The sequence below is a fragment of the Fictibacillus sp. WQ 8-8 genome, from assembly GCF_024494405.1.
In the GTDB taxonomy this organism is placed as follows: domain Bacteria; phylum Bacillota; class Bacilli; order Bacillales; family Fictibacillaceae; genus Fictibacillus_C; species Fictibacillus_C marinisediminis.
Window position 1 is genome coordinate 553,183 of the sequence record NZ_JAMXKG010000001.1, and the last position, 23,539, is coordinate 576,721.

Below are 23,539 nucleotides of genomic sequence, written 5' to 3' on the forward strand. Positions count from 1 at the left end.
ACCCCCTCCTAAAAACAACACCATTGACTAGCAGCCCTATTAAAACGTTGGCCCGATTCTCCAAATACCAAAGTCATGCTGTTTCAGCACTTCCGATTTTGTCAGTTTCCCTGAAGATACCTCTTTGATCTCGTCAAAAATCCGTCTGCCGGCCGCTTGAATCGTTTCTTCTCCTTCAATGATGGTTCCTGCATTAAGGTCCATGTTGTCCCTCATCTTTTCAAACATGGCAGTGTTCGTTGAAATCTTAATAACTGGAGCAATCGGCGATCCTGTCGGCGTGCCGCGTCCGCTCGTAAAAAGAACGACCTGTGCTCCTCCAGCGACCATTCCTGTCAGCTGCTCAATGTCATGTCCGGGGGTATCCATCCAAACAAGACCCTTTTTCGTCGGATACTCCGCATAATCAATGAGTTCCTGAAGTGGCCTGCTGCCGGATTTATTGGACGCTCCAAGTGACTTTTCTTCAAGTGAACTGAGGCCGCCTTCAATGTTTCCGGGACTGGGATTACCGGTTCGGATATCGACTCCCATAAGGATGGCTCTGCTTTCCATCTTTTCAATCACTTCATACACCCGCTTGGCTACCTTTTCATTTACGGCTCTTTTCGCCAATAAATGTTCCGCCCCGATCAGTTCGGTCGTCTCTGCCAGAATGGCTGTTCCGCCGGCATCCACAACGAGGTCACTGACCACCCCGACTGCAGGGTTTGCTGAAAGGCCGGAGCAGGCGTCCGATCCTCCGCACTCGGTGCCGATGATCAATTCACTGAAATCAAAGGGTTCCCTGCGCTGTGCGGAGGCGTCCTGAACCATTCTTGCCGCTGCCCTTGCTCCCTCAGCGATCGTCATCAAAGTTCCCCCATGATCCTGAATGGAAACAACCTCCACCGGTTTGCCGCTCTTGGCAATTTCGCCGGCAACACTTCTTGCCTGATGGGTCTCACAGCCAAGTCCAAGGACCACCACGCCATAAACGTTCGGGTTCAGCCCCATCCCGACATACGTGCGAAACGTCTGATCATAATCCTCCCCCACCTGTGCACAGCCGTGCTGATGGATAAAGCTCACTGTTCCCTGCACCAGTTCCGTAATTTGTTTTGCCGCCTGGGTGGCGCACGTAATCGTAGGCAAGATCAGCACATGATTGCGCACGCCTACTTTCCCGTCCGGCCGCCTGTATCCAAGCAGTTCGTTGTTAAGCTCCGGATTCAACTTTATCTCCCCTTCCTCTTATGCCTTCCAGATTATGAACGTGAACATGCTCTCCTATTCCAATATCAGCAACCGCCCGCCCGATGACTTCACCGTATTTCATGATTTCATCACCTTGTCCGATAGCCTTCACCGCAAATTTGTGGCCAAAGCGAATGTCCTGCTTCAGTTCCACCACTTGCTCCGTGTCTTCACATGTAACATGGAGCAATGCCCCTTGCGGAAGATCCATTAAGGCGATCGCCACATGATCAAGCGGCTTCATCATGATCGTTTTATAGTTCATAGCCATATACCTCCTTTTAAGAAAAACGCAAGCCCCGGCTAAGCGCTGGAACTCTTTACGCGCAGGTTCATGGTATTTACGCGCTACTTTGGGAAAAATACGCGCCACTCTCATTGAAATACACGCCAATTACCAAATGGGACCTCCCTGAAAATTCAGTCTTTTTAAGGTCTAGCGAGCTGCTGCAATCTTGCTTTCCTGCTTTTTCACAGGGTTGTTCAGTACACCGATCGATGAAATCTCAATCTCAATCCGGTCGCCGTCCTTTAAGGTAAAGTCGTTAGGAGGCACAATGCATGTACCTGTCAGTAAAACCGTTCCGTCAAACAAGTCGTTGTCACGGGCAAGAAACTCTACCAGCTCATCAAATCTTCTCTTCAGCTGCTTCGTATTCGCCTTTCCATCCACTATCTTTTCCTCCGCCCTGTAGATTCGGCACGCGAGATCAAAGGAATACGGATCGTCTACCGCATCAGCCAGTAAGATGACCGGACCGATGGCACACGAATGCTTCCAAACCTTGGCCTGGGGTAAATACAGAGGATTTTCACCCTCGATGTCACGACAGCTCATATCGTTCCCGGCCGTATACCCGAGCACCTTTCCGCTCTTGCTCAGCACAAGCCCAAGCTCCGGTTCAGGAATCTGCCAGTCGGAATCACTGCGCAAATAGACGGGCTGTCCAGGGCCAACCGTTCTTGCTGCCGTTGACTTAAAGAAGATTTCCGGGCGTTCTGCTTCGTATACTTTGTCGTAAAACGTGTCTGCATCCAATTTTCCTGCGGTGGCTTCATAATTTCTGGCGTCCTTGCTCTTCTCATACGTCACACCAGATGCCCATACTTCCGGTGCCGTAATCGGAACGGCCAGCTGGAGCTGCTCCAGTGTTTCTTCGATCGGCTCCTGCCCTGCGATCAGATCTTGAACATAGTGAAGCGGAGTTTTCCCTGATTGTTCAGAGGCATAGATCATATCCATAAAGTCAGGATAAGGGAGATCATAGATTCTTTCATCATTTGCCAGCGCCGCCAGAGTGTAAGTCCCTTTTTCTCTTTCGTAACGTAAAATTCGCATTGGTCGCTCTCCTTTTGTTTTATATTATAAAACCTTGTTCTCGTTATTAGGCACACTCCTGCAATACGGAGTGCCGACAGGATCAGCTGGAAGAGGCTTTTACACCGAACCCGAGCTCATGTGAGATTTTATCTGCCGTATCTTTCAGCATACTGACAACCTCGTTTACCGCTTTTTTATTGATCCGGTGAACAGGCTGCGACATGCTGATGGCGGCGATGACGTTCCCTGAGTGATCCCTGACCGGTACGGCAATGCAGGATACTCCCGCTTCATTTTCCTGGTTATCGACGGCATAGCCTTCTTCTTTTACTTTAACCAGCTCTTCCAGGAAATCTTTTTCATTCGTGATGGTTTTCGGAGTCTGGCTGATGTACTCATAATCTTTTAGGATAGATGCCAGCTCGTCCTGGCCTTTAAAAGCGACGAGCGCTTTTCCGACAGCACTGCAGTGAACAGGAATCCTGCGCCCGATTCTTGAGTATAGAATAGTAGCCGCAGAACCTTCTACCTTATCAATGTAAACGCCTTCTTTTCCGTCTAAAATAACGAGATGGATCGTGTTCCCCGTTTGCATTGAAAGTTCCATTAAATGCTTTTTAGCGACAGAACGGATGTCCAGATTATGAATGACAAAGTTCCCGCGTTCGAACAGCTTCATCCCAAGCTTGTATTTTCCGTTTTCCAAGTTTTGTTCAATATATCGATAGTGCTGCAATGTTTTTAATAGCGAATGGACGGTGCTTTTATGAAGATTCATTCTTGAACTGATATCCGTAATCTTCAATTCGGTCTCATATTCATCAAAAAGATCCAGGATTCGAAGTGCACGGTCTACGGACTGAATAATTGGCATTTTTCAATCACCCTTTAAAAGAAGTTTAGTAGGTTTGTCTTTTTCCTAATAGTAACATACCTCATATTGGAAAGACTCTAATTAACGCATATTGTCAGAGAGGGAGAGTGATTGGCGTGCACCATTAACTATGGAAACAAATTGCTCAGCGGTTCGCTGAATACGGGTATAATCTTTTGTTTGAACAGCTTCAGCATGGACGAGGCTGCCTCCTACCCCAACTGCAGCAGCACCCGCCTCGATATAGGAGGCTGCATTATCAAGGTGGATTCCCCCTGTTGGAACGACTGGTACGTGCGGAAAAGGAGCTTTGACGTCTTTTACATATTGAGCACCTAAAACAGAGGCAGGGAACAGCTTCACCATATCAGCTCCCCATTCAATGGCTTGAATCATTTCTGAAGGGGTCATAACTCCCGGCATCACCACTTTTCCATAGCGGAGCGCCATTCGGATAACCTCCTCATGCAAGGATGGACTAAATAAGAACTCTGCACCGCTTTGGATGGCGAGTCTCGCAGATTCACTGTCAATCACCGTACCCGCCCCAACGATCGCACGGCCTTTCAGCTGATCAGACAACTCCTCTATCACAAGGAAAGCGTCTGGAGAATCTACCGTTACTTCAATGGCACTGACTCCTCCGTCTACTAGACTTTCAGCGATAGGAATGATTTGTCCTCTCGGCATTCGGCGTATCACTGCTATAATGCCGCTTTCCGTTAATTCCTGAAGCAATTTCACTTTTGGCAGCATGCGATGCCTCCTTTTTCCTCATCTAAGGATTTCCTCATTATCCCGTATGATTTGGTCAAAATACGGGTAGCCTTCCACATCTCCAGAAACGGTTACAGCATAGGCGCCTACACGATTCCCCAGCCTCACAGCCTCCTGATACGTCCATCCTCTTAACAGACCCGAAAGAAAACCTGCAGCAAAACCGTCTCCCGCCCCAATGGGATCCACCATGCGTGAAACAGGGAAACCTTCTATATATCCCCTTTCACAGCCATTATCATAATAAGCTCCTTCAGCTCCTAATTTCACAACAACGGCTTTGCTACCATTCTTCAAAAGCATCCGGGCAGCTTCTTCAGGCTGAGATTTGCCGGTCATTAAAATCCCTTCTTCTATTCCAGGAAGAACAATATCACATCGAGAAGCGATTTCCATTAAGGTTTCTTTTGCCTGTTCCTTACTCCAAAGCTTCAACCGGATATTAGGGTCAAAAACAACCATAACTCCGTGCCGCTTTGCCATCGCAATGGCATGGAAAACAAGATCTCGGCAGCTGTCGCTTAACGCCGGAGTAATACCCGTTACATGCAGATACTTTGCCTTGGATAGATATTCTTCGTCCAAGTCTTCCGGAGACATTCTGCTGGCCGCGGAACCTGAACGGTAATAGTAGACCTTTGGTTCTTGTTCTGTACGTTTTCCTTTAAAAAAAATGGCTGTTGATCTTGTTTGGTCAAACACTACTCTGGAGGTGTCCACTCCTTCCCCTCTGATAAAATTCCGGACATATATTCCAAAGTCATCATTCCCCAGTCTGCTTATCCATCCTGCTTGATGTCCCAGCCTCGAGAGAGCGATGGCAACATTGGATTCTGCTCCTCCGATCGTTTTTTCAAATTGTCCCGCAAAGCGGAGAGGGACCGCTGATGATGGATGGAAGAGCACCATCGTTTCGCCAAACGTTACGACGTCCATACTTTTTCACCGTGCACTGGGGTGGCAATGCCTTCTGCTCCCCTTTTTGAAACCTTTAAATGAGGAGCATACCGCTTAATCATTTCAAGTCCGAGCTTGGCTCTTCTTACTCGCTCTTTTGATAGAGCGATTGAGGTCGATTCAAGGTGGGAACCTGAAGGATAAATGTTCGGTGCGTTCCGCAAGCCGAATTTGATATAAACGGGAGCTGCTACACGGATGATTTCTGGTATTTCATAGTGCCGGATAAACCCGCCTACATCGTCCGGTACCTCTACATAAATATCAATCGGAAGATCAACAGCCTGCCTGATCGCAGCTAACCTGGACAACGTGAGATCGGTAGGAACATTGTAGGTTCCGGCCCCGATCTGTTCCATTAGCCGGATGGAAACGGGGTTAGCCTGGGCGACCTGTACCGAAACCTTCACAATAAGGTCTCCCGGCAGTTCACCCATTTTCTTAAACTCGTTCACCAGCCAAAGCAATCCTTCATCCGCCACCAGGATGCTCCTGATTCCGGCGTTGCATGCTCTCTTTATATCCTCAATGGAATAAACGAGCTGGTCCATTCCCTGAACGCGCAGGCCGGCTATTTTTCCGGCGCTTGCCCATTGCATGGCTGATACATCCCACGTTCCCCTCGGCCCTACAAACAAACTGACCTCAAGGTTTTCCCGCTTGCCGATGGCTGACATCTGTTCGAGTTCTTCATCCGTCAGCAGCATGATGCCGCTTCCCTGTGAAATCCGGTGAATGTCCACCTCATATTGCTCACAAGCTTCAACGACTGCTTCAAAAGAAGCCGGCCCTTCCACACTTGGAATCTCCACCCGATACTGTGCGCCATCAGGGAAAGTTTTTGTTGAATCCGGCAGTTCATGACAGTCTCGTCCTGGAAACCCCAGTTTCTCAATCGCGTTTCTTGTCTGTTCCAACCTGCATTCCGCCTTTCCGTTTTTAGTAAAGAACTTAATGTTTAGCCAGTTTCAGGGAGACTACATCTTTGGTGTAATCAAGGTCAGCTTCTTCAAATACTTGCAGCGGGACAACTCCGTGCGCTGCATCCGTATGGCTAGTCAGTCGATTGCTCGCCGCAACCATCCGCTGGCGTTTGCGGATTGCTGCCATCCTGCTTTCAGCCAAGGCTTTCCGATGCTGCCGTATGTGATCAAACTCAAAGACCAGCTCACCTTTTTGAAAAGAAGCTTCCTCCATGAACTGAATGTTTCGTTCTCGAAAATCGAGGAACAGAACATCTCCTGTCTGGAGGTAAAGAATCCCGCCGTCTTCCTTCGCTTCAGGCGTCATGTGGCCGACAGCTGCTCCATATGTTACGCCTGAGTAGCGTCCATCACTGATGAGCGTCGCCAGCTTTTTCAGCTTCCTGCTGGCGTTAATATGCTGCATCGGAGTAAACATCTCCGGCATGCCGAAAGCCACAGGGCCTTGACCCGATACGACAACGGCGAGTTTTAAAATACTTTCTTCCACCAGGGCATCAAACAATGGGTCATAGGAAAGGTCTGCATAAGCTGAATAACGTTCTGGAGCGTTCTGCTTCAGAACCGCAATCAAGTTTTCATGGGAAAACAGCCGGTCCTTTCGGAGCTTTTCAATCAATTCATCATCAAGCAGACCTTGATTCGCATCCTCTTCATTTTCATAATAAAGAACAAAAGCTGCCTTTTTATCAAACTCATCGAGCTGCCGGGTGGTCATCCCGCTGATTTTTACGACGGCACTTTCGAAAAAATTCCCGGTCAGTACATCCACTCCGCTGTATGGGCGGCGCGGCTTAGAAAGGATGACAGGGTTCTGCGCAATCCTTTCGATTGGGCTCTTCCCTTCCTTCTCCAGCCGGTCGCGCCAGCTTGTTCCGGTTACAGTCGGCGCATCCACATCCATCGGAACTCCGTTCTGGAGCAGTTCATAAAACAGCGACTCCATGCCCCGGCTGTTGCCTGAGCAGCATTGCATCGCCAGGGCAAAAATATCCCTGCCCTGAGTAAGGCTGTAATCAAACAAATCGGGTACCGGCACTTCATGGTGGATCCTGTCCAGTTCATGAAGACTGAACGTGTAGCCGCCATACAGCATGCCCGCTACAATATGCATCATCAGGTTGGTAGATCCTCCTGAAGCACTGTGAATACGGACTGCGTTTTTGATATTTGCCGCCAAGATATTCGAAACACCAAAGGCCGGCTGATTGATCATGGCAGAAAGTGCATCCAATGCCGTATTAATCTGCTCCTGCGAAGGCGGATCGGTCAGAAGCTCCAGTTCTGGATGGACCAGACCCATCCCGGCTACTAAATGACGGGAGCTGTTTCCTGTTCCATTAAAGGCGCATACGCCGCCGAGCCCGTCACACGTATTGACCGCAAGGCGCTTTTCATAATCATCGTGGGCCGCCTGGGTTATGAACCCTCTTTCTTTCGCCCGCTGAAGCACTCCTTGAAAAGCAGTGTTGGATGAGCATTGAAGGATGTAGGCCATGGCATCCCGAAGATCAAAGGCAATATCCTCAGCCCCCATTTCCTCTGCAGTTTTTGCCACTGATTCAAGCTCCTCAAATAAATCTGCAGGAATTGTTCCCCCCTGCAAGACATGAGCCGGTGCGAACGTCGCAAAAAAAGGAGCCTCTCCCCTGTAATTACGGATGCGGTCCAGATGAGCCAGGGCGCTTACAACCCCAAGCGGCTGTTTATCACAGCCCTGAATAACAAAGGCGCCATGATAGCTATGTGCCTCAATCTGATTCACTACCATTTCCGCCACCGCATTTCTGCTTTGAAGTGAATAGCTCATCCCCTGGTTGCTTTGAGCCGTTCCATCACACATGACGGGGGTTGAGAAATAGAAGGGAACACCGCCGTTCTGCCATATCCGCAAAGCTGCTCTGGAAGACGTCTGAAAGTCCATGATATGTGCCGGATGGTCTGAAGAACCTCCAATGATAGCGATCCTCGGCGCATTCTCATGAAGACGATTGTAGATCTCCTCCAGGGTCCAGTCCGGCGCTTCTCCTTCATAAGAGTGTCCGATGATCTGCTTTGACCGGTCCAGGAGGCCTGCAACACAGATCGGCTCATTGGCCTTTCCCTGAACATTGTCACGATAAGGGTTATATGTATTGTGAATGTAAGGATATTTCATTTTATTTCACCGCCTCTTTTTTCTTTTACCACTCAGCCACACTGCCGTCTGCATTTCTCCATACCGGGTTTCTCCATTCATGACCCCGTTCAGCAGCCTCTTTCACACTCTCCTCACATACTTCAATTCCAAGACCAGGACCCTCAGGGATCTCGACAAAGCCATCGTCGTACTTAAATACAGAGGGATCAACAAGATAATCCAATAAATCACTGCCCGCGTTGTAATGAATGCCCAGGCTCTGTTCCTGAATGGTCGCGTTAGGAGTACAGGCATCCAGCTGTAATGAAGAAGCCAATGCAATAGGTCCAAGCGGACAATGCGGGGCAACAGAAACGTCATAAGCTTCAGCCATGGCAGCTATTTTTTTACATTCCAGTATACCGCCGGCATGTGAAAGGTCAGGCTGAATAATGTCGACATACCCGTCTGTCAGCAGCTGCTTGAACCCCCATCTTGTATACTGCCTCTCTCCTGTTGCGATAGGAACGGTGGTATATCTGGCAATTTCTCTTAACGCTTCATTGTTTTCAGGCAGCACTGGCTCTTCAATAAACATCGGGCGGTAGGGTTCCAGTTCTTTGGCAAGAATCTTAGCCATAGACTTGTGGACTCTTCCATGAAAATCGATTCCGATGCCAAAATCCTTTCCTACCGCATCACGAACGGCCCCTATCCGGTTTATGGCTTCTTCAACCTTTGAAAAAGAATCAATATAATCCATTTCTTCTGTTGCATTCATTTTTACAGCGGTAAAGCCCTGCTCTGATTTTATTTTTGCTTCAGCCGCTACATCACTTGGCCTGTCTCCGCCGATCCATGAATACACTCTAATCTTTTCACGGGCTTTGCCGCCCAGCATTTCGTAAACAGGAAGGTTATATAATTTCCCCTTGATGTCCCATAAGGCCTGTTCAATCCCAGAGATCGCACTCATAAAGACTGGTCCGCCCCGGTAGAAGCCCCCACGGTACATGACCTGCCAATGATCCTCTATACGGCGAGGATCCTTACCCAAAAAATAAAACTTGAGTTCATTAACACATGCTTCCACTGTATTCGCTTTTCCCTCAACGATTGGTTCTCCCCAGCCCGAAATACCTTCGTCTGTTTCAATTTTTAAAAACAGCCAGCGGGGTGCGACTTTATACAGCTGAAATCCTGTAATCCTTGTCATATGACCTCCTTCTTTGGCACTGCTCTATTTTTACAGCAGCAGCAAGGCTATTATTGTGCCTACACTGCTGTATAGAAAGGCAAAGCCAATGTTCCAGAATGTAATGCGATAGGGATTCTGATTTAACAAACTTCCGGTTAAGGAAACGGTAATGTTATATGGCCCTGCCATAACGGTAGACAGCCCAGATGTAATAAGGACGATCGCAAAGCTCAAAGGGTTAACCTGTCCTAACAAAGGCTGAATGACTTCACCCAGAATGCTGATGGTCACGAGGGGATGAAATCCAATCATGGCGAGCCCCAGAAAAATGATCTGGATCATAACGAACATATAAAAGGGCATATGCTGCACGGAAGCAAAAGGCTGCTGCAGATAGTCCAGAAAAGGTGTTTCTTTCAAGGTGCTGATTAAAAAACCGGCCGCCAAAAACAGAACGATGTAATTTTGCTGCGACCCGGCCCTGCGCCGCCATTCTCTTAAACTATAAGATGCATATGATTTAGCCCTCTTAATCAGCAGCGCCCAGATGATGGAATAGGGAAGGATCACGAGAGCGACAGACATGAGAAAATTCACGCCCAGCCATCTCTTGGCCAAAATGACCGCTGCAATAAATACGCTCAGATACAGAAGAAGGACAGCTACCTTTTTGACGGTTCTGGCATCCAGCGGCACGTCCTCAGCCGCTGCAGACTGCTCCACCCGGAACTTCCGATACCGCAAGCCGATCAGCCAGTCAACGAATAAGAGAATCGTAGAAAACAAGAAAAGCCACGGCAGCAAGTGAACATAGTCAGAGTGTGTGATATCCACACTGATCGCCACCAGGATTTCCATCGGGCTCCATGCCAGGCAAAGGGCATATCCCCTGAGCATCGCCCGGCTGATGAAAAGGTCTCTGACATGGTCTTCTACCTTCTGAAGATTGCGCCGCAGCACCGATTCTACGAGCGGGATGGTCGCTATATTTAAAAAAGAGCCGAGCAGAAAACTGGCAAGAGAGCTTCTGTAATAGAGCTGCCCAAGATGGCCGACGCGCCGCTTGAGCAGTTTATTGACACTCTTATCGTACCGCCCGACGATGATAATACTGTTGATAAAAGGAAGAACATAAAAGATAACGAGCAGGACAACCGTTGAATTCATGTAATGCGGAAGCTCAAGGAGCGGCTTCTGCAAATAGAGATACAGAGAGAAGCCGATCACCATGAAAACCGTTCCAGTGGTTTTGTATAAGCCTGACGCCTTGGGAAAGGAAAGAATGAGAGAAAGCAGGGCAAGAATACCCGTTACTTCATCAAGCATGACGCTGTCTAAAAACAGATTCACCGTATAGGAAAGAACCATCATGCTGTAAACAGCGAGTAATATCACCCTTTTTCGCCAGATATATTCATTGCCGCCGGTTCAGACAGCACTTCTATTTCCTTTTGTCCCGCCGCTTCCTCCATCAGGCTTTCCGAGATCCAGATATGCTCTAATTCAAGCGTATTTTTAATGCGGACGACCCTGGCTTTTGTAAGATCATACGCATTGCAGGTTTTAATGGCCGCTTTGATCGCCATTTCCTCACTTTCGAGAACCATCGGCACTTTGATGACGTTGATCACCGTACTCGTTAAGGCATTGGCATACCCTTTTTCCCAATGGATACTGTCAACCAATGCTCTTGTCGTCATGTCCGCCATGCCTATCCCGTTTGCGTTTCCATGCGTCTTCTCTGTCAGGCCGAGTACGGCGATCCTGGACACTTTAGGTCCGCCAAAAGCATACGGGGTAGCATATCTTCCTGTAATGTTTGGATCCATTCCGTCACCCGAAATGTCTTTTCCAATCTCGTCGACGATCAGCACATCGATCGGATCAAACATGATCTTTGGCATAAGCTGCTTGGCTTCGAGCAAGAGTCCGGGCTCCGTCTGTTCGAGTTCTTCGGCTGGAACCGCCACGATTTTGGCGGGACGGTCATAGGCATTTTCAATCGTTCCAAGCCCAAAAATGACAGGAACCTTGGAGAGGACGATCTTAGCCATCTCTGGAACATGCTCGGCCATGTGTTTAAAACTGTAGGCATGGGCGGCTTCTGCTCCTTTTTGCTTTCCAAGGCCGATCGTGATCATTTTCATCAGTCCGCTTTCAACAGGACCGCGAAACGCAGTATGAGGCTTGATCCGGTTAATGACGATGACCTTATCTGCTTCATAGGCATGTTTATCGGTATACACCGGAAGTCCGTTTGGCAGAGTGCCGGTCTGCACGACTTCCATGCTCGACAGAATAGGTGCACCTGTTGACGCTTCCGTTACACCAAGCTGTTCGAGAACCTCCTGCTGCCCTTCAGCGGTCGCTCCGCCATGGCTTCCCATGGCAGGAACAATGAATGGAGAGCCTCCAACGGATTCGACCGCCGCTGCTGTCTCCCTGACAAGGATGGGAAGGTCAGCAACTCCCCGGCTTCCTACCGCAATGGCTACCCGGTCTCCCGGAGATATTCTCGATAAAAGGCCGGTATCCTTAAGGGTTTTCCGAACCTCCTCCGCTGTGTCTTCCAGCACAGGGGCATGGAAGACCTGCTTTACTTTCATCATCTTTGGCAAGGGTATGTCATGAAGAAGCTGTGATATGATTTCCATCCATCTTCCTCCTCAATTGGTGCTTCTCTTTATTGGTTTCTTACTTTGTCTACTTCATCCGTCATTTGTTTGACCAGGTCTTCACCAAACTTCTTGGCGTATTTATCGGTGACCGGCTTAATGATTTCTTTCATCTTTTCTTTTTCAGCATCAGATACTTCATTGACCTTCATGCCTGCTTTTTCAAGATCTTTCAACGCTTTTTCATTTTCTTTACGGTTTAAGTCGCGCTGATATTTACCGGCTTCCACCGCAGAATCTTTCATGATCTTCTGTTCTTCTTTAGACAGCCCGTCCCAGAATTTTTTGCTGACGAGAAAAACAAACGGTGTGTAGACGTGCTTTGTCATGCTTAAGTAAGACTGAACTTCATCGTATTTGCTTGATTTAATGGTTGCGAGAGGGTTTTCCTGGCCATCTACCGTTTTACCTTCCAAGGCGGTAAACACTTCTGAAAAAGCCATTGGTGAAGGATTGGCACCCAGCTGTTTAAAGGCATCCAGGTGAACCTCGTTTTGCATCGTTCTGATTTTCAGCCCTTTAAAGTCTGCCGCGGTTTTCACCGGATGTTTACTGTTCGTCAGGTTACGGAAGCCATTCTCCCAGTATCCGAGTCCAACCAGACCGTGTTCAGGCAGTTTTTTCAAAAGCTCCTGCCCCACTTTTCCATCAAGGACAGCATAAGCCTCTTTCTCGGTATTAAATACGAAAGGAAAATCAAAAATACCGTATTCCTTGATCATTCCAACAAGTGGAGACGTAGAAGGAACCGTAACCTCCTGAAGCCCGCCCTGCAATGCTTCTGTCATCTTCTGATCATCACCGAGAGTGGCACTGAAGAAGTTTTGGACTTTCATTTTCCCTCCGCTCTTCTTCTCCACAAGCTCTTTGAACTTAATCATTCCTTGTCCTTCTGGATGATCTTCATTTAAACCGATTCCCGCTTTAATCGTCCGTTGATGAATTCCGCTCTTCCCCGAACCCGAAGCAGTTCCTCCCGATTTGGAAGCACCGCAGCCCCCTAGAACCAACATCCCCGGAATGACAATCCCTATCGCCAGCTTTTTCACCCATTTTTTCATTTTCTTTCCCCCTTGAATAATTTGGCTAACTCATCACATAACGGTTTTCAGGCTGACTGGACTTAAGCTGCGATTGCTCTTTGACTTGAACGTTGACGAGATACTTCGGAAATTCCTTGCAGATCAGCACATCCACTGCTCCGAGCGCAGCTTTCGTTCTCATCTCCTTCGCCGCTTCCTCGGAATACCAGGCGACATGCGGTGTTAAAATCACATTCTCCATGGAGAGGAACGGGTGGCTGACGGAAATCGGTTCATCCTCAATCACGTCCAGAGCCGCCCCGCCGATTTCCCCTGATTCCAATGCATCAATTAAGTCTTGTTCATCCACAACCGGGCCCCTTGAAGTGTTGATCAGAAGGGCGGTGCTTTTCATCACAGAGAACAGTGAGGCATTGATCATTCCTCTTGTTCCCTCAGTCAAAGGGGCGTGCACGGAGATGACGTCTGATATCCGGCATAGTTCCTCAAGGCTGGCGAGCTGTACGCCTTTTTTCTCAGCTTCTTCCACAGGATAATACGGATCATAAGCCACCACCTTAAATCCTAGAGGCTTGACCTTTTCCGCGAGGCTTTGGGGGATTTTTCCGAATCCCACAAGTCCGAGCACCTGCCCGCGCAGCCGGTGGATCGGCTGGGTGACTTTAAAATCCCACAGCCCCTTCTTCACGTTTTGGTTGGCGGCCACGACTTTACGTTTCGCAGAAAGCAGAAGGGCCAGCGCGTGGTCGGCCACTTCATCCATGCAATAATCCGGCACATTGGCGACACAGATTCCCTTAGCTGTTGCCGCTTCCAAATCAATCGTGTTGACGCCCACTCCATAACGGGTGATGACTTTGCATTTTTCGAGCTTCTCAATAACGGCTTTGCTGAGAGGAGCGTATTGATTAATCAATGCGTCCGCATCCCAACAGGCCTCAATGACCTCTTCCTCTGTACGGCACTGAGCCGCAATCAGTTCTATTTCGGGATATTGATGAAAAACGGCTTCTTCAAACCGCAGATCATCATATTCCCAGTCTGTTACCACAACTTTAAACTTGCTCATCTCTTTCACTCCTTATTTATCAGGTAAACCATCCAAGCGGAACCATGACAAGGGACGGGAATAATATCAGCAGGATCAAAACGACCACTTCCACCAGGAGAAACGGCCATATTCCTTTCATAATGTCTTCCATACTGATCTTGCTGATTCCGCATACTACGTTCAATACTGTACCTACCGGAGGAGTCAGGAGACCGATGGCATTATTGATAATAAACAGAACTCCGAAATAAACCGGGTCGATTCCCGCTTGCTGAATAACAGGCATTAAAACAGGGGTAAGGATAAGAATCGTTGGTGTCATATCCATAGCCGTTCCGATCAGAATGACTAACAGGTTGATCATGAGCAAAATGAGCAGCGGATGACCCATGAGCGGCTCGAGCAGTCCAATGACTTGAGCAGGCAGATTGGCTACCGTAATCAGCCATGAGGATACAAGTGCTGCCGCCACAAGAAACATGACCACACTCGTCATCTTGGCCGCCCTTACCAAGATGGTAAAGAGCTCAGACACCTTCAGTTCGCGGTAGATCACCAATCCGACGAACAGCGCATAAACTGCCGCAACTACCGCCGCTTCAGTCGGTGTGAAGATACCTCCGCGCAGGCCGCCGATAATAATGACCGGCAATAAAAGGGCCCAGAATCCTTTTCTTACAGAAATCAAAATCTCTTTCATGGATTTACGAGGCTGAACCTGCACCTTATCCTTGTGGGCAACAATGGCCCATGACACACAAAGCCCCACTGCCAGCATCACGCCAGGTACAATCCCAGCCATGAAAAGTTTAGTGATGGAGACACCGCTCGTGACCCCGAATATGATAAAGCCAATACTCGGCGGGATAATCGGAGCAATGATCCCCCCAGAAGCAATAAGACCGCTCGAACGGTTAATATCGTAGCCGCTCTTCACCATCATCGGGATCAAGATGGCTCCCAGTGCAGCTGTATCTGCTACAGCGGAGCCAGAAAGACTTGCAAACAAGACACTCGCAATGATGGCTACATAACCAAGGCCGCCTCTGATATGTCCGACCATGGACATGGCCATCTGGACGATACGCTGAGAGAGGCCGCCGGCATTCATGGCTTCACCAGCCAGCATAAAAAATGGGATGGCCATCAATGGAAAATTGTCTGCTCCGTTGATTAAATTTTGCGCGATGATCTGACTGTCGAAGATACCGAGAAAGAACATAAGAGCAACCCCGCTTAACAGCAGAGCAAACGCTATAGGCATACCAAGTGCCATCGTTCCAAGGAGAGACCCAATAAACACTCCAATCATGCTTGTTTTTCCTCCTTTCCTAAATTGCCTTCCTGATAATCTACCAATTCTTCTGAATCACTGATTAAGATCAGATCTTCATCCTTTAGCTTGTTGAACAGAACTTTATACAGATTGTTGATAAGTATTAATCCCATGGCTAAACTGACTAAAATCCCCGTTCCATAAACGAACGAAAGCGGCAGGCCTGTAGCAGGTGCCTTACTGTCCATATTGATAACGGTCATCTTCCAGCTTCCTTCCATCACCAGAAAGAGAACAAACAGCATAAGCAGATCACTGACCACAAGGACAGCTTTCTTTGCTCCCCTGGGCAGCCGCCTGACCAGCATGTCCACCCCAAGGTGCTCCTTGCTTTTAAAGGCACCAATGGCTCCAAGAAATGTCAGCCAGACAAATAAGTAACGCGACATCTCCTCTGACCATGTAATTCCTGAGTTGAAAAGGTAGCGCAATATCACGTTTCCAAATACAAGAATGACCATTAACCCCAGTGCTGCGGCCATAAAAATATTCAGCAGTTTTTCCAAGAACCTTGAGACCTTCTCCATCTTTTTCTCCCGCCTTTCATCCCGATTTACCGCCTGTATTATTGTTCAGCTTTTATCCTTTTAACGAGATCCTCGGCCCAGTCATACTGCTTGTAGAATTCGTCGTACATAGGCTTTGCTGCATCTTCCATCTTCTTTTCATATGCTGCATCAGGCGTTGTAAATTTCACCTTTTTCCCTGACAGGAACTTTTTATCGGTATCATAGCTTTTTTCCATCAGATCAAATTCATAATCAGCAGCGGTTTTGGATGCTTTTTCAATGATTTTTTGTTGTTTCTTGGACAATCCATTGAAGAACTTGCTGTTGATGATGTAAATATTCGGACTGAACATGTGCTTGGATTCCAGTACATTACTCTGAACCTCATACCAGCCGGACGCCCGCAAAGTAGCTACCGGGTTATCCTGGCCATCCACCACTTTTTGCTCGAGAGCAGAAAACACTTCAGAAATCGGCATTGGTGTTACATTCATTCCCAGCAGCTTCCCAAGCTTGATATAGTTAGGGATGTTTGGCATTCTCATCCTCAATCCCTTAAGGTCATCCATGCTTTGAAGCGTCCTGTTACTGGAGAACATCCTGAACCCGTTCGCACTCCATGCCAGCGGCTTCACTCCATGCTTCTTTTCAAGGTCCTCCGTAAGCTCCTTGCCGATTGGTCCGTTCAGAACCTTTTTGACATGCTCATAATCCTTAAACAGGAACGGCCACTCAGGCACCGCCATCTTCTCAATGTCCGATTGCATGATCAGACCGGGTATCCCCATTTCAATTGTGCCGTTTCGCACCCCGTCATAAAATTCCTTTTCAGCACCAAGCGTGCTGTTGTCGTAGATCTGAACCTTCAGCGTACCTCCCGATTCCTTTTCTACCATCGGCTTGAACTTTTCTCTCAGCGCTACGTTCTGAGGATGGTCTTTTGCAAAATAGTTGGCTATTTTGATTGTCTTTGTCTTTTCTCCTGAGGAGGAAGACGAAGACTGGCTGCCGCAGCCTGTTAATAATACGGACGACAATAAAGCCGTACCCATTAAAATCCCTAAACTTTTTTTCAATTTCATCGAGCTCATCCTTTCTTTTCGTTTAGTTTTGAAAGCGGTAACATTTCAGTTCAAAAAATTTTGTATGTACGCTGGAGAAACTGAATTTGTTTTATATTATAAAACTCCGTTCTTGTTATTAACCGAAGAAAAGACATTGCTCCCTTAATGAATGTGCGTTGGACGTTCTTCTCTGGGTGCAATGCCTTAGTTGTTTTATAATATAAAACTCTGTTCTGTATTTTCATTTCTGTGATAATCATAGTACATCGTGTCAAAGACTGTCAATTCGTTTTTTAATTTTTCTGAAAACTAATGATAATGTACTATTTTTAGTCTGGCTTTGTTACATTGACTAACAGAGCTTTTAGTTTAAAAGTAAGTCTCAGCCGCAATCAAGCAAACTACAACTCAAATAAAATAGCACGAAGCACGTTCGGATGTTCGAAGTCTTTCCTGCCGGCGCCATAGCCGATCCTATCGATCGCAAGCGCTGGCATGTAGCCATAATCATCCGCCAATGCCTTTAGAAAGCCAGCCCCAGTAGGTGTCGTTAATTCACCTCTTACATGGAAATCTTCAAGAGGAACCCCTCTCAGGATTTCCGCAGTGGCAGGAGCTGGAATCGGATAGAGACCGTGAGCCATCTTCACTTTCCCGTGGCCTGTTGGTACCGGAGAAGCTGTTATTCTATCAACCTCAAGACTTTCAAGGGCAAGGCACACGCCAATAATATCAATAATAGAGTCCATCGCACCGACTTCATGAAAATGAACCTCTCTCGGATCCATCCCATGAATCTTTCCTTCTGCCTCGGCGATCACTTCAAAGACCCTTCTGCTCCTGTCTTTTACCCGTAAAGGCAGATCACTCGTTTCAATCATCTCTAAAATGGTGGATGCTTTTCGATGTTCATGGTCATGATGATGGTGATTATGTACGTGATGATGGGAATGGTGGTGCTCATGATGAGAGTGGGCATGTTGGTGGGAATGGCCCTCTTCTTCATGTTCATGATCGTGTTCATGGTGATGGTCTGTGTCAGCTTGTGCCCCTACAGCCGCCAATTCAGCTTCCGCAAACTGAAGGTCCAGCAGGTTGGAGGAGATGCCCCTCTTATTGACCCGCTTGACCGCCATAGAAAACGGATCGATTGGCAAGCTCTTTAGATGTCCGGTAATATAAGCAAGATCTGCCCCCAGGTCAATGAGCGCAGACAAGGTCATATCACCCGAAATGCCATACTGGCAATCAAGATAGAGCTGTTTCATGATGAACCCCCTCTGTGGCAAGTTTAAGAATCAGCGCAGCTTGGTAGGCAGCCCCGAATCCGTTATCGATATTGACGACACTCATCCCTGAAGCGCAGGAAGTCAGCATGGCGAGAAGCGGTGTCAGTCCTTGCAGATGAGCGCCATAGCCGACAGAAGTCGGAACAGCAATAACAGGCCGCTGAACCATACCGCCTACAACACTGGGCAACGCTCCTTCCATGCCCGCCACGACAATAAGCACACTGGCCTTTTTAATTTCCTCCCGATAAGCAAGCAGACGGTCAATACCTGCGACTCCGACATCATACAGGCGGTTCACCTTGCAGCCCATCCAGTCCGCCGTGACTGCCGCTTCTTCAGCAACAGGAAGATCCGATGTTCCGGCGCATAGAACCATCACATCACCGCCGTATTTTTCCCTCGGTGAACCATAGAGCAAAATACGTGAGACGGCATGATAACGCGCATCAGGGTAGGCCTCCGTCAAGATTTCTGCTTTTTCTTCTGAAAGCCTCGTCACCATCACCTTGCCATGGGTCTCAATGAGCGGTTCCATGATCTGACGGATCTGTTCCGCTGTTTTTCCTTCTCCATAGATCACTTCCGGATAGCCTGTCCGCGTCTCCCGATCCAGATCCACTTTACTGAAGCCTAAGTCTTCAAACTTTTTCATCCCATTCGCCTCTCCTCACGTCGTTTTTGTTTCGGCAAGGACTTTGTTCATGCTCCCGCTCTTATAGCCGGTAAGATCCATCGTCACATAGGAATAGCCGAACTCCTGCAGCTTGGAGGTGATCTCCTCATGATGCTGAAGAAGCCGCTGCATCTCATGAGGCTCCACTTCGATCCGTGCCATGTCGCCATGAGTACGCACTCTCACCTGGCGGATGCCAAGCGCACGGATAGCCTGCTCTGAACGGTCAATCTTGCGGAGTTTTTCCATCGTAATCTCTTCGCCATATGCAATCCGTGATGAAAGACAGGCGAAAGAAGGCTTATCCCAGGTGGGCAGACCCATCTCTTGAGAAAGCTCACGGATTTCGCTCTTATACAGGTCCGCTTCCTGAATCGGTCCCCGTACGTTATATTCTCTTGCTGCTTTTGTGCCCGGCCGGTGTTCTCCCATATCATCGGCAATAAGACCGAACACTATATTCGCATAGCCATGCTCATGCATGATCGGTATCAAATGCTCAAACAGGCTCTTTTTACAAAAGTAACAGCGATTGGAGGTATTCTCAGAGTAGCCTGGAATGCTCAGTTCTGACGTTTCAATGACCTGGTGCCTGGCACCGAGAATGGCGGCAAAACGTTTGGCCTCCTCCAGCTCCTCAAACGGATAGGTTTCACTGTCGGCGGTCACCGCAAGCACGTTTTCTGTGCCAAGTGTATCAAGAGCCACTTTCAGCAGGAAGGTACTGTCGACCCCTCCTGAAAAAGCAACAACAACTGTCTTCATCCCGGTTAGAATCTCTTGCAGTTTCTCATACTTAGCCTGCAGCAATTGGATCCCTCCGTTCTTCTACATAGGGAATGGTAAGCGGACCGAGCGGCAATACCGCAACAGTCATATCCTGCCCGTACTTCTCCTTCAGCTCTTCAAGCGTCCCTTCGATATCATGGGTAGGCTTAAGAATAGCCCCTTTAACCTGTTCATCTGATAGTTTTGAATAGACATACACATCCGCCCATACCTGGGTCACCGCCTGTTTTTGCACCTGCCATTGATCAAACATCTTAAACTCCGGATCATTGATCAGCTCCAGCAGTGCTTGAGGCGTTTGGGCAAACTGAAAGATCTTCGAATAGTTTCCATGATCCGGCAATCCGTCTGAACACTCTGAAGCAATAATGATCGTGCCGCCTTCTTTTACAATCTTATGGGCAGCACTCATCCCCTTCACAGCCTGATACAGATTTTGGTCAAGCGGATAGCCGGAATTGGAGGTAATGACGACATCAAACCGTTCTTCGCATTGGATCATGGCATGCTCTTTTGCAAACGCACACCCCTGGTCATGCGCTTCATACAGCTCACCGGCGAACACATTCGTGATTTCCTTCTCCCGGTTTAACGTCACGTTCAGCATGAAATGCGGTTTGCACATGCGGTTGATTTCGCGTGTCATCTCCTGAACAGGATTGTCCTCCATGTTTCCCCATGTGGAACGCGGGTCTCCGATCATCCTTGCATTATGGAACGTCATGATGGTCTCGATCCCGGCAATGCCAGGCATGATCCCTTTAGGACCGCCTGAAAAACCGGCAAAAAAGTGTGGTTCAATAAAGCCTGTAACGATGCGGAAATCAGCTTCCGCATACTCCTTGTTCAAATACACATCACAACCGAACTGGCTTCTTCCCAAATTTACAAGAGAGTCTTTATCATGGCATTGGTTGTTGATGATTCTGACATTATCCACGACCCATTCTCCAAGCATCTGAACAAATTCTTCCCTCGTCTGGTCCCTGTGCGTTCCTGTTCCGTTAATAATGACAAAGTTCTCAAGCGGCACATGCTCCAGTTCCCTGATCAGCAAAGGAACAAGCTTGTCATTCGGAGTTGGCCTCGTAATGTCGCTGATGACAATCGCCACTTTATCTGATGCTTTTACCATCTCCTTTAATGGAGGTGTACCGATCGGATGCCGCAGTGCCTCCATTAAAGCCTGCTCATCTTTTTCAAGTCCCGGCAAATTGTTTGGCTCCACGATAAAAGCGGAATCAGGCAAACGAAGCGTCAGCCCTTCTTTTCCATATAACAAGGTCGATTCCATTTACGCTCTCTCCTTTTGTATAGGAATGTTCTGTATCAGACAGTAGTTGAAGGAACACGTTCTTCCTGGCTCGAGCCGCTCTCCAACTCAAACTTCTCTAGCCGGCCATTGATTCCTTTTCTTCTTTGATACTTGTCCACCAAAATGACTGCGATCGGGCATAATAGAGCCGTTGTTAGGGTGGCAATCGAGATCTGTGCGGTGGCGATGTTCACAATATCCTGGTAGGACTGTGCTTCAGCGGCACTCATCATTCCCGACCCTGCGGCAACGGACGCCGCAGCAGCTATGGCTGCAGGCGTACCGGCTGCGTTCCCTGCTGTGGAAGCTTCGGATACCGGTGCGATATAGCTTTTTTCCCTGAATAATTTAAACACGAGAATGCCAGTGAATCCTGTAAGAACTGTCGTTAGAATTCCTATTGTAAGACCTGCAGTAACGACTGAAGGGTTAAAGAAACTCGCCAGGTTCATACCGGCTCCGAGTGCGAAGGCAAAGAACGGAACAGGCAGAATTTCTCCCGCCTTGAGAAAATCGCGAATATCTTCGTCCAAATTTCCGAGAATCATCCCGATCGCGATCGGCAAGAGAACAGCAATGAAAGCAATGATCGGAAAGCTGGATCCCAAAAGGCCCAATGACATTAACGTGAAAAAAGGTCCGTCGTTCAAGGAGAGCACTGCTACTGCCCCAACGTCAGAACGGTTGCCGTACTGGCCCGTGAGCGCGGCATACATTCCTCCGTTTCCATTCGTCATCGCCGCGATAATCGCCAGAGTCGATAAGCCGAACAAACCATCCATTGGATCAGAGAAGTAGCCGAACAGCAATCCCACAGCAAGCCCGGTCAGATACTTGGAAGTAGTGAGCAGCACACCTTTTTTTAGGGCGGCGCCTCCTACACGCAAATTCATCTGGCTGCCCGCGCAAAAGAGAAAGAGGGCAATCAAGACAAGGGCACTGTCTTTAAACAGTTCCTGAGAGAATCCCCCAATCCTCAAAAACTCGTAATAGCCTTCGGGTGTCTTTGCCACACCAAGTGATTTTAAAAATTTCATCACAGGTTGAAGATGAAGCTGATCCACCGTATTAAGCAGCGCACCGAACAATAAAGGCACGACCATTAATCCGCCTGGCACTCTTTCAATCGTTTGTTTAAGTTTCATAGTGTAAAACCCCGCTTTCCGTTTTTTTATTGCACTGTATAAACGTTCTTACGAGCTGTTCTGCACTATACTCCAGTAATTGAGGCGCACGCTGCATCGCTTCCTCGAGTGTTAATGTCTGCTGGATCATACTTGTAATACTGATCACTCCGTATTGATAGAGAACTTCAATCCCTTCTCCGACAGAACCGGCAAGAATCATCGTTGGAACTCCGCTTTGTTTGGCCCGCTGTGCCACACCCATCGGCGTTTTTCCTGAAGCGGTCTGAAAATCAACTCTTCCTTCACCTGTAATGACGAGGTCCGCTCCATCCAGAGCCTGCGGCAAACCGGCATACTCTGTGACAACGTCCACTCCCCTTTTCATCTGTGCCGGAAAGAAAGCCTGGAACGCGCCGCCGATCCCGCCTGCTGCTCCGGCACCGGGCATATCGTGAAGCCTGATTCCTGTCGCTTGCTCCACCATATCTCCCCAGTGGACCATATTTTTATCGAGTAGTTTCACCATCTCTTCTGTCGCCCCCTTTTGCGGGCCGAAAACAGCAGATGCGCCTTCCTTGCCGACAAGCGGATTTTGCACGTCTGAGGCAATCAGAAAGGTGCATTCTTTCACTCTCGGGTCGAACCCGGACAGGTCTATTTCTTTTATGTTATGAAGCTCACCGCCTCCGAACGGGACACGTTGTCCGCTATCATCCAGCAGCTCTAAACCTAAAGCTTGCAGCATTCCCGCTCCGCCGTCATTTGTAGCGGATCCTCCGATCGCCAATACAAAAGAACGAAAACCATCATCGAGCCCCTGTTTGATCAATTGCCCCGTGCCATATGTGGTCGCTGTCAGAGGATTAAGCTCTTCAGGAGAAACAAGGCACAGGCCTGAGGCAGATGCCATCTCAATCACACAAGTCTTTTGATCTCCCAATATGCCATATTCAGCACTGAGCTCACTGTGAAGAGGACCGGTAACCTGAACCGTTTTTTTCCTTCCACCCGTTGCAGCAACCAATGTATCCATCGTTCCTTCACCCCCGTCAGCTGCTGGCACGAGAATGGTCTGGATCGTGGAATCGGCTTTCTTCACTCCCCGTTCTATGGCTTCCGCTGCCTCTACCGCTGTCAAGCTTCCTTTATAGGAATCGGGAGCGATCACAATTTTCATCATTAGAACCCCTTCCTGAGAAA

The 23,539-nt window shown here is 48.3% G+C and carries 22 protein-coding genes; all 22 read right to left on the reverse strand.

Features of this window, described 5'->3' with window-relative positions:
• Positions 1 to 39 precede the first annotated feature (39 nt).
• Positions 40 to 1,215, reverse strand: a complete 1,176-nt coding sequence (locus M1K46_RS02705; RefSeq protein WP_256224774.1) for a UxaA family hydrolase — start codon at positions 1,213 to 1,215, stop codon at positions 40 to 42.
• On the reverse strand, positions 1,199 to 1,507 hold the full coding sequence (locus M1K46_RS02710) for a UxaA family hydrolase (protein WP_256224776.1): 309 nt from the start codon (positions 1,505 to 1,507) through the stop codon (positions 1,199 to 1,201). Before M1K46_RS02710 ends, M1K46_RS02705 begins: the two co-directional genes overlap by 17 nt.
• 165 nt (positions 1,508 to 1,672) lie before the next feature.
• On the reverse strand, positions 1,673 to 2,575 hold the full coding sequence (locus M1K46_RS02715) for a fumarylacetoacetate hydrolase family protein (RefSeq protein ID WP_256224777.1): 903 nt from the start codon (positions 2,573 to 2,575) through the stop codon (positions 1,673 to 1,675).
• An 82-nt stretch (positions 2,576 to 2,657) separates the two neighbouring features.
• Positions 2,658 to 3,431, reverse strand: coding sequence for an IclR family transcriptional regulator (locus tag M1K46_RS02720; RefSeq protein ID WP_256224778.1), 774 nt, complete (start codon positions 3,429 to 3,431; stop codon positions 2,658 to 2,660).
• An 81-nt stretch (positions 3,432 to 3,512) separates the two neighbouring features.
• Positions 3,513 to 4,187 carry a bifunctional 4-hydroxy-2-oxoglutarate aldolase/2-dehydro-3-deoxy-phosphogluconate aldolase gene (locus M1K46_RS02725; RefSeq protein ID WP_091002604.1) on the reverse strand — a complete coding sequence of 225 codons (675 nt, stop codon included), beginning with the start codon at positions 4,185 to 4,187 and terminating at the stop codon, positions 3,513 to 3,515.
• An 18-nt stretch (positions 4,188 to 4,205) separates the two neighbouring features.
• Positions 4,206 to 5,144 carry a sugar kinase gene (locus tag M1K46_RS02730; RefSeq protein ID WP_256224779.1) on the reverse strand — a complete coding sequence of 313 codons (939 nt, stop codon included), beginning with the start codon at positions 5,142 to 5,144 and terminating at the stop codon, positions 4,206 to 4,208.
• Positions 5,132 to 6,082 (reverse strand): U32 family peptidase, encoded by a 951-nt coding sequence (locus M1K46_RS02735; RefSeq protein WP_053356817.1) that lies wholly within the window; start codon positions 6,080 to 6,082, stop codon positions 5,132 to 5,134. Before M1K46_RS02735 ends, M1K46_RS02730 begins: the two co-directional genes overlap by 13 nt.
• A 34-nt stretch (positions 6,083 to 6,116) precedes the next feature.
• Positions 6,117 to 8,306, reverse strand: a complete 2,190-nt coding sequence (locus M1K46_RS02740; protein ID WP_256224780.1) for a dihydroxy-acid dehydratase — start codon at positions 8,304 to 8,306, stop codon at positions 6,117 to 6,119.
• Between the two features lie 25 nt (positions 8,307 to 8,331).
• Positions 8,332 to 9,483 (reverse strand): galactonate dehydratase, encoded by a 1,152-nt coding sequence (gene dgoD, locus M1K46_RS02745; RefSeq protein WP_256224781.1) that lies wholly within the window; start codon positions 9,481 to 9,483, stop codon positions 8,332 to 8,334.
• 30 nt (positions 9,484 to 9,513) lie between these two features.
• The gene (locus M1K46_RS02750; protein WP_256224782.1) at positions 9,514 to 10,860 is read right to left on the reverse strand and encodes a hypothetical protein; all 1,347 of its coding nucleotides are present in this window, start codon (positions 10,858 to 10,860) and stop codon (positions 9,514 to 9,516) included.
• Positions 10,857 to 12,119 (reverse strand): lactate racemase domain-containing protein, encoded by a 1,263-nt coding sequence (locus M1K46_RS02755; RefSeq protein WP_256224783.1) that lies wholly within the window; start codon positions 12,117 to 12,119, stop codon positions 10,857 to 10,859. Before M1K46_RS02755 ends, M1K46_RS02750 begins: the two co-directional genes overlap by 4 nt.
• A gap of 29 nt (positions 12,120 to 12,148) precedes the next feature.
• Complete coding sequence (locus tag M1K46_RS02760; protein ID WP_256224784.1) at positions 12,149 to 13,201, reverse strand: TRAP transporter substrate-binding protein; 1,053 nt, start codon at positions 13,199 to 13,201, stop codon at positions 12,149 to 12,151.
• 25 nt (positions 13,202 to 13,226) lie between these two features.
• Entirely contained in the window at positions 13,227 to 14,252 is a 1,026-nt protein-coding gene (locus M1K46_RS02765; protein WP_256224785.1) for a C-terminal binding protein, read from the reverse strand.
• Positions 14,253 to 14,271: 19 nt separating this feature from the next.
• On the reverse strand, positions 14,272 to 15,546 hold the full coding sequence (locus M1K46_RS02770) for a TRAP transporter large permease subunit (protein WP_256224786.1): 1,275 nt from the start codon (positions 15,544 to 15,546) through the stop codon (positions 14,272 to 14,274).
• Positions 15,543 to 16,097, reverse strand: coding sequence for a TRAP transporter small permease (locus M1K46_RS02775; RefSeq protein ID WP_256224788.1), 555 nt, complete (start codon positions 16,095 to 16,097; stop codon positions 15,543 to 15,545). The genes M1K46_RS02770 and M1K46_RS02775 overlap by 4 nt, the downstream gene beginning before the upstream one ends.
• 38 nt (positions 16,098 to 16,135) lie before the next feature.
• Positions 16,136 to 17,161, reverse strand: a complete 1,026-nt coding sequence (locus M1K46_RS02780) for a TRAP transporter substrate-binding protein (protein ID WP_256224789.1) — start codon at positions 17,159 to 17,161, stop codon at positions 16,136 to 16,138.
• A gap of 383 nt (positions 17,162 to 17,544) precedes the next feature.
• Positions 17,545 to 18,411, reverse strand: a complete 867-nt coding sequence (locus M1K46_RS02785) for a LarC family nickel insertion protein (protein WP_256224790.1) — start codon at positions 18,409 to 18,411, stop codon at positions 17,545 to 17,547.
• Positions 18,392 to 19,087: a nickel pincer cofactor biosynthesis protein LarB gene (larB, locus tag M1K46_RS02790; RefSeq protein ID WP_062237474.1), complete on the reverse strand. Its 696-nt coding sequence runs from the start codon at positions 19,085 to 19,087 to the stop codon at positions 18,392 to 18,394. The genes M1K46_RS02785 and larB overlap by 20 nt, the downstream gene beginning before the upstream one ends.
• Positions 19,088 to 19,102: 15 nt before the next feature.
• Positions 19,103 to 19,918 (reverse strand): ATP-dependent sacrificial sulfur transferase LarE, encoded by an 816-nt coding sequence (larE, locus tag M1K46_RS02795; RefSeq protein ID WP_256224792.1) that lies wholly within the window; start codon positions 19,916 to 19,918, stop codon positions 19,103 to 19,105.
• Entirely contained in the window at positions 19,905 to 21,191 is a 1,287-nt protein-coding gene (larA, locus tag M1K46_RS02800; RefSeq protein WP_256224793.1) for a nickel-dependent lactate racemase, read from the reverse strand. The genes larE and larA overlap by 14 nt, the downstream gene beginning before the upstream one ends.
• 35 nt (positions 21,192 to 21,226) lie before the next feature.
• Complete coding sequence (locus tag M1K46_RS02805) at positions 21,227 to 22,357, reverse strand: 2-keto-3-deoxygluconate permease (protein WP_256224794.1); 1,131 nt, start codon at positions 22,355 to 22,357, stop codon at positions 21,227 to 21,229.
• Positions 22,347 to 23,516, reverse strand: a complete 1,170-nt coding sequence (locus M1K46_RS02810) for a glycerate kinase (RefSeq protein ID WP_256224986.1) — start codon at positions 23,514 to 23,516, stop codon at positions 22,347 to 22,349. The genes M1K46_RS02805 and M1K46_RS02810 overlap by 11 nt, the downstream gene beginning before the upstream one ends.
• Between the last annotated feature and the right edge of the window lie 23 nt (positions 23,517 to 23,539).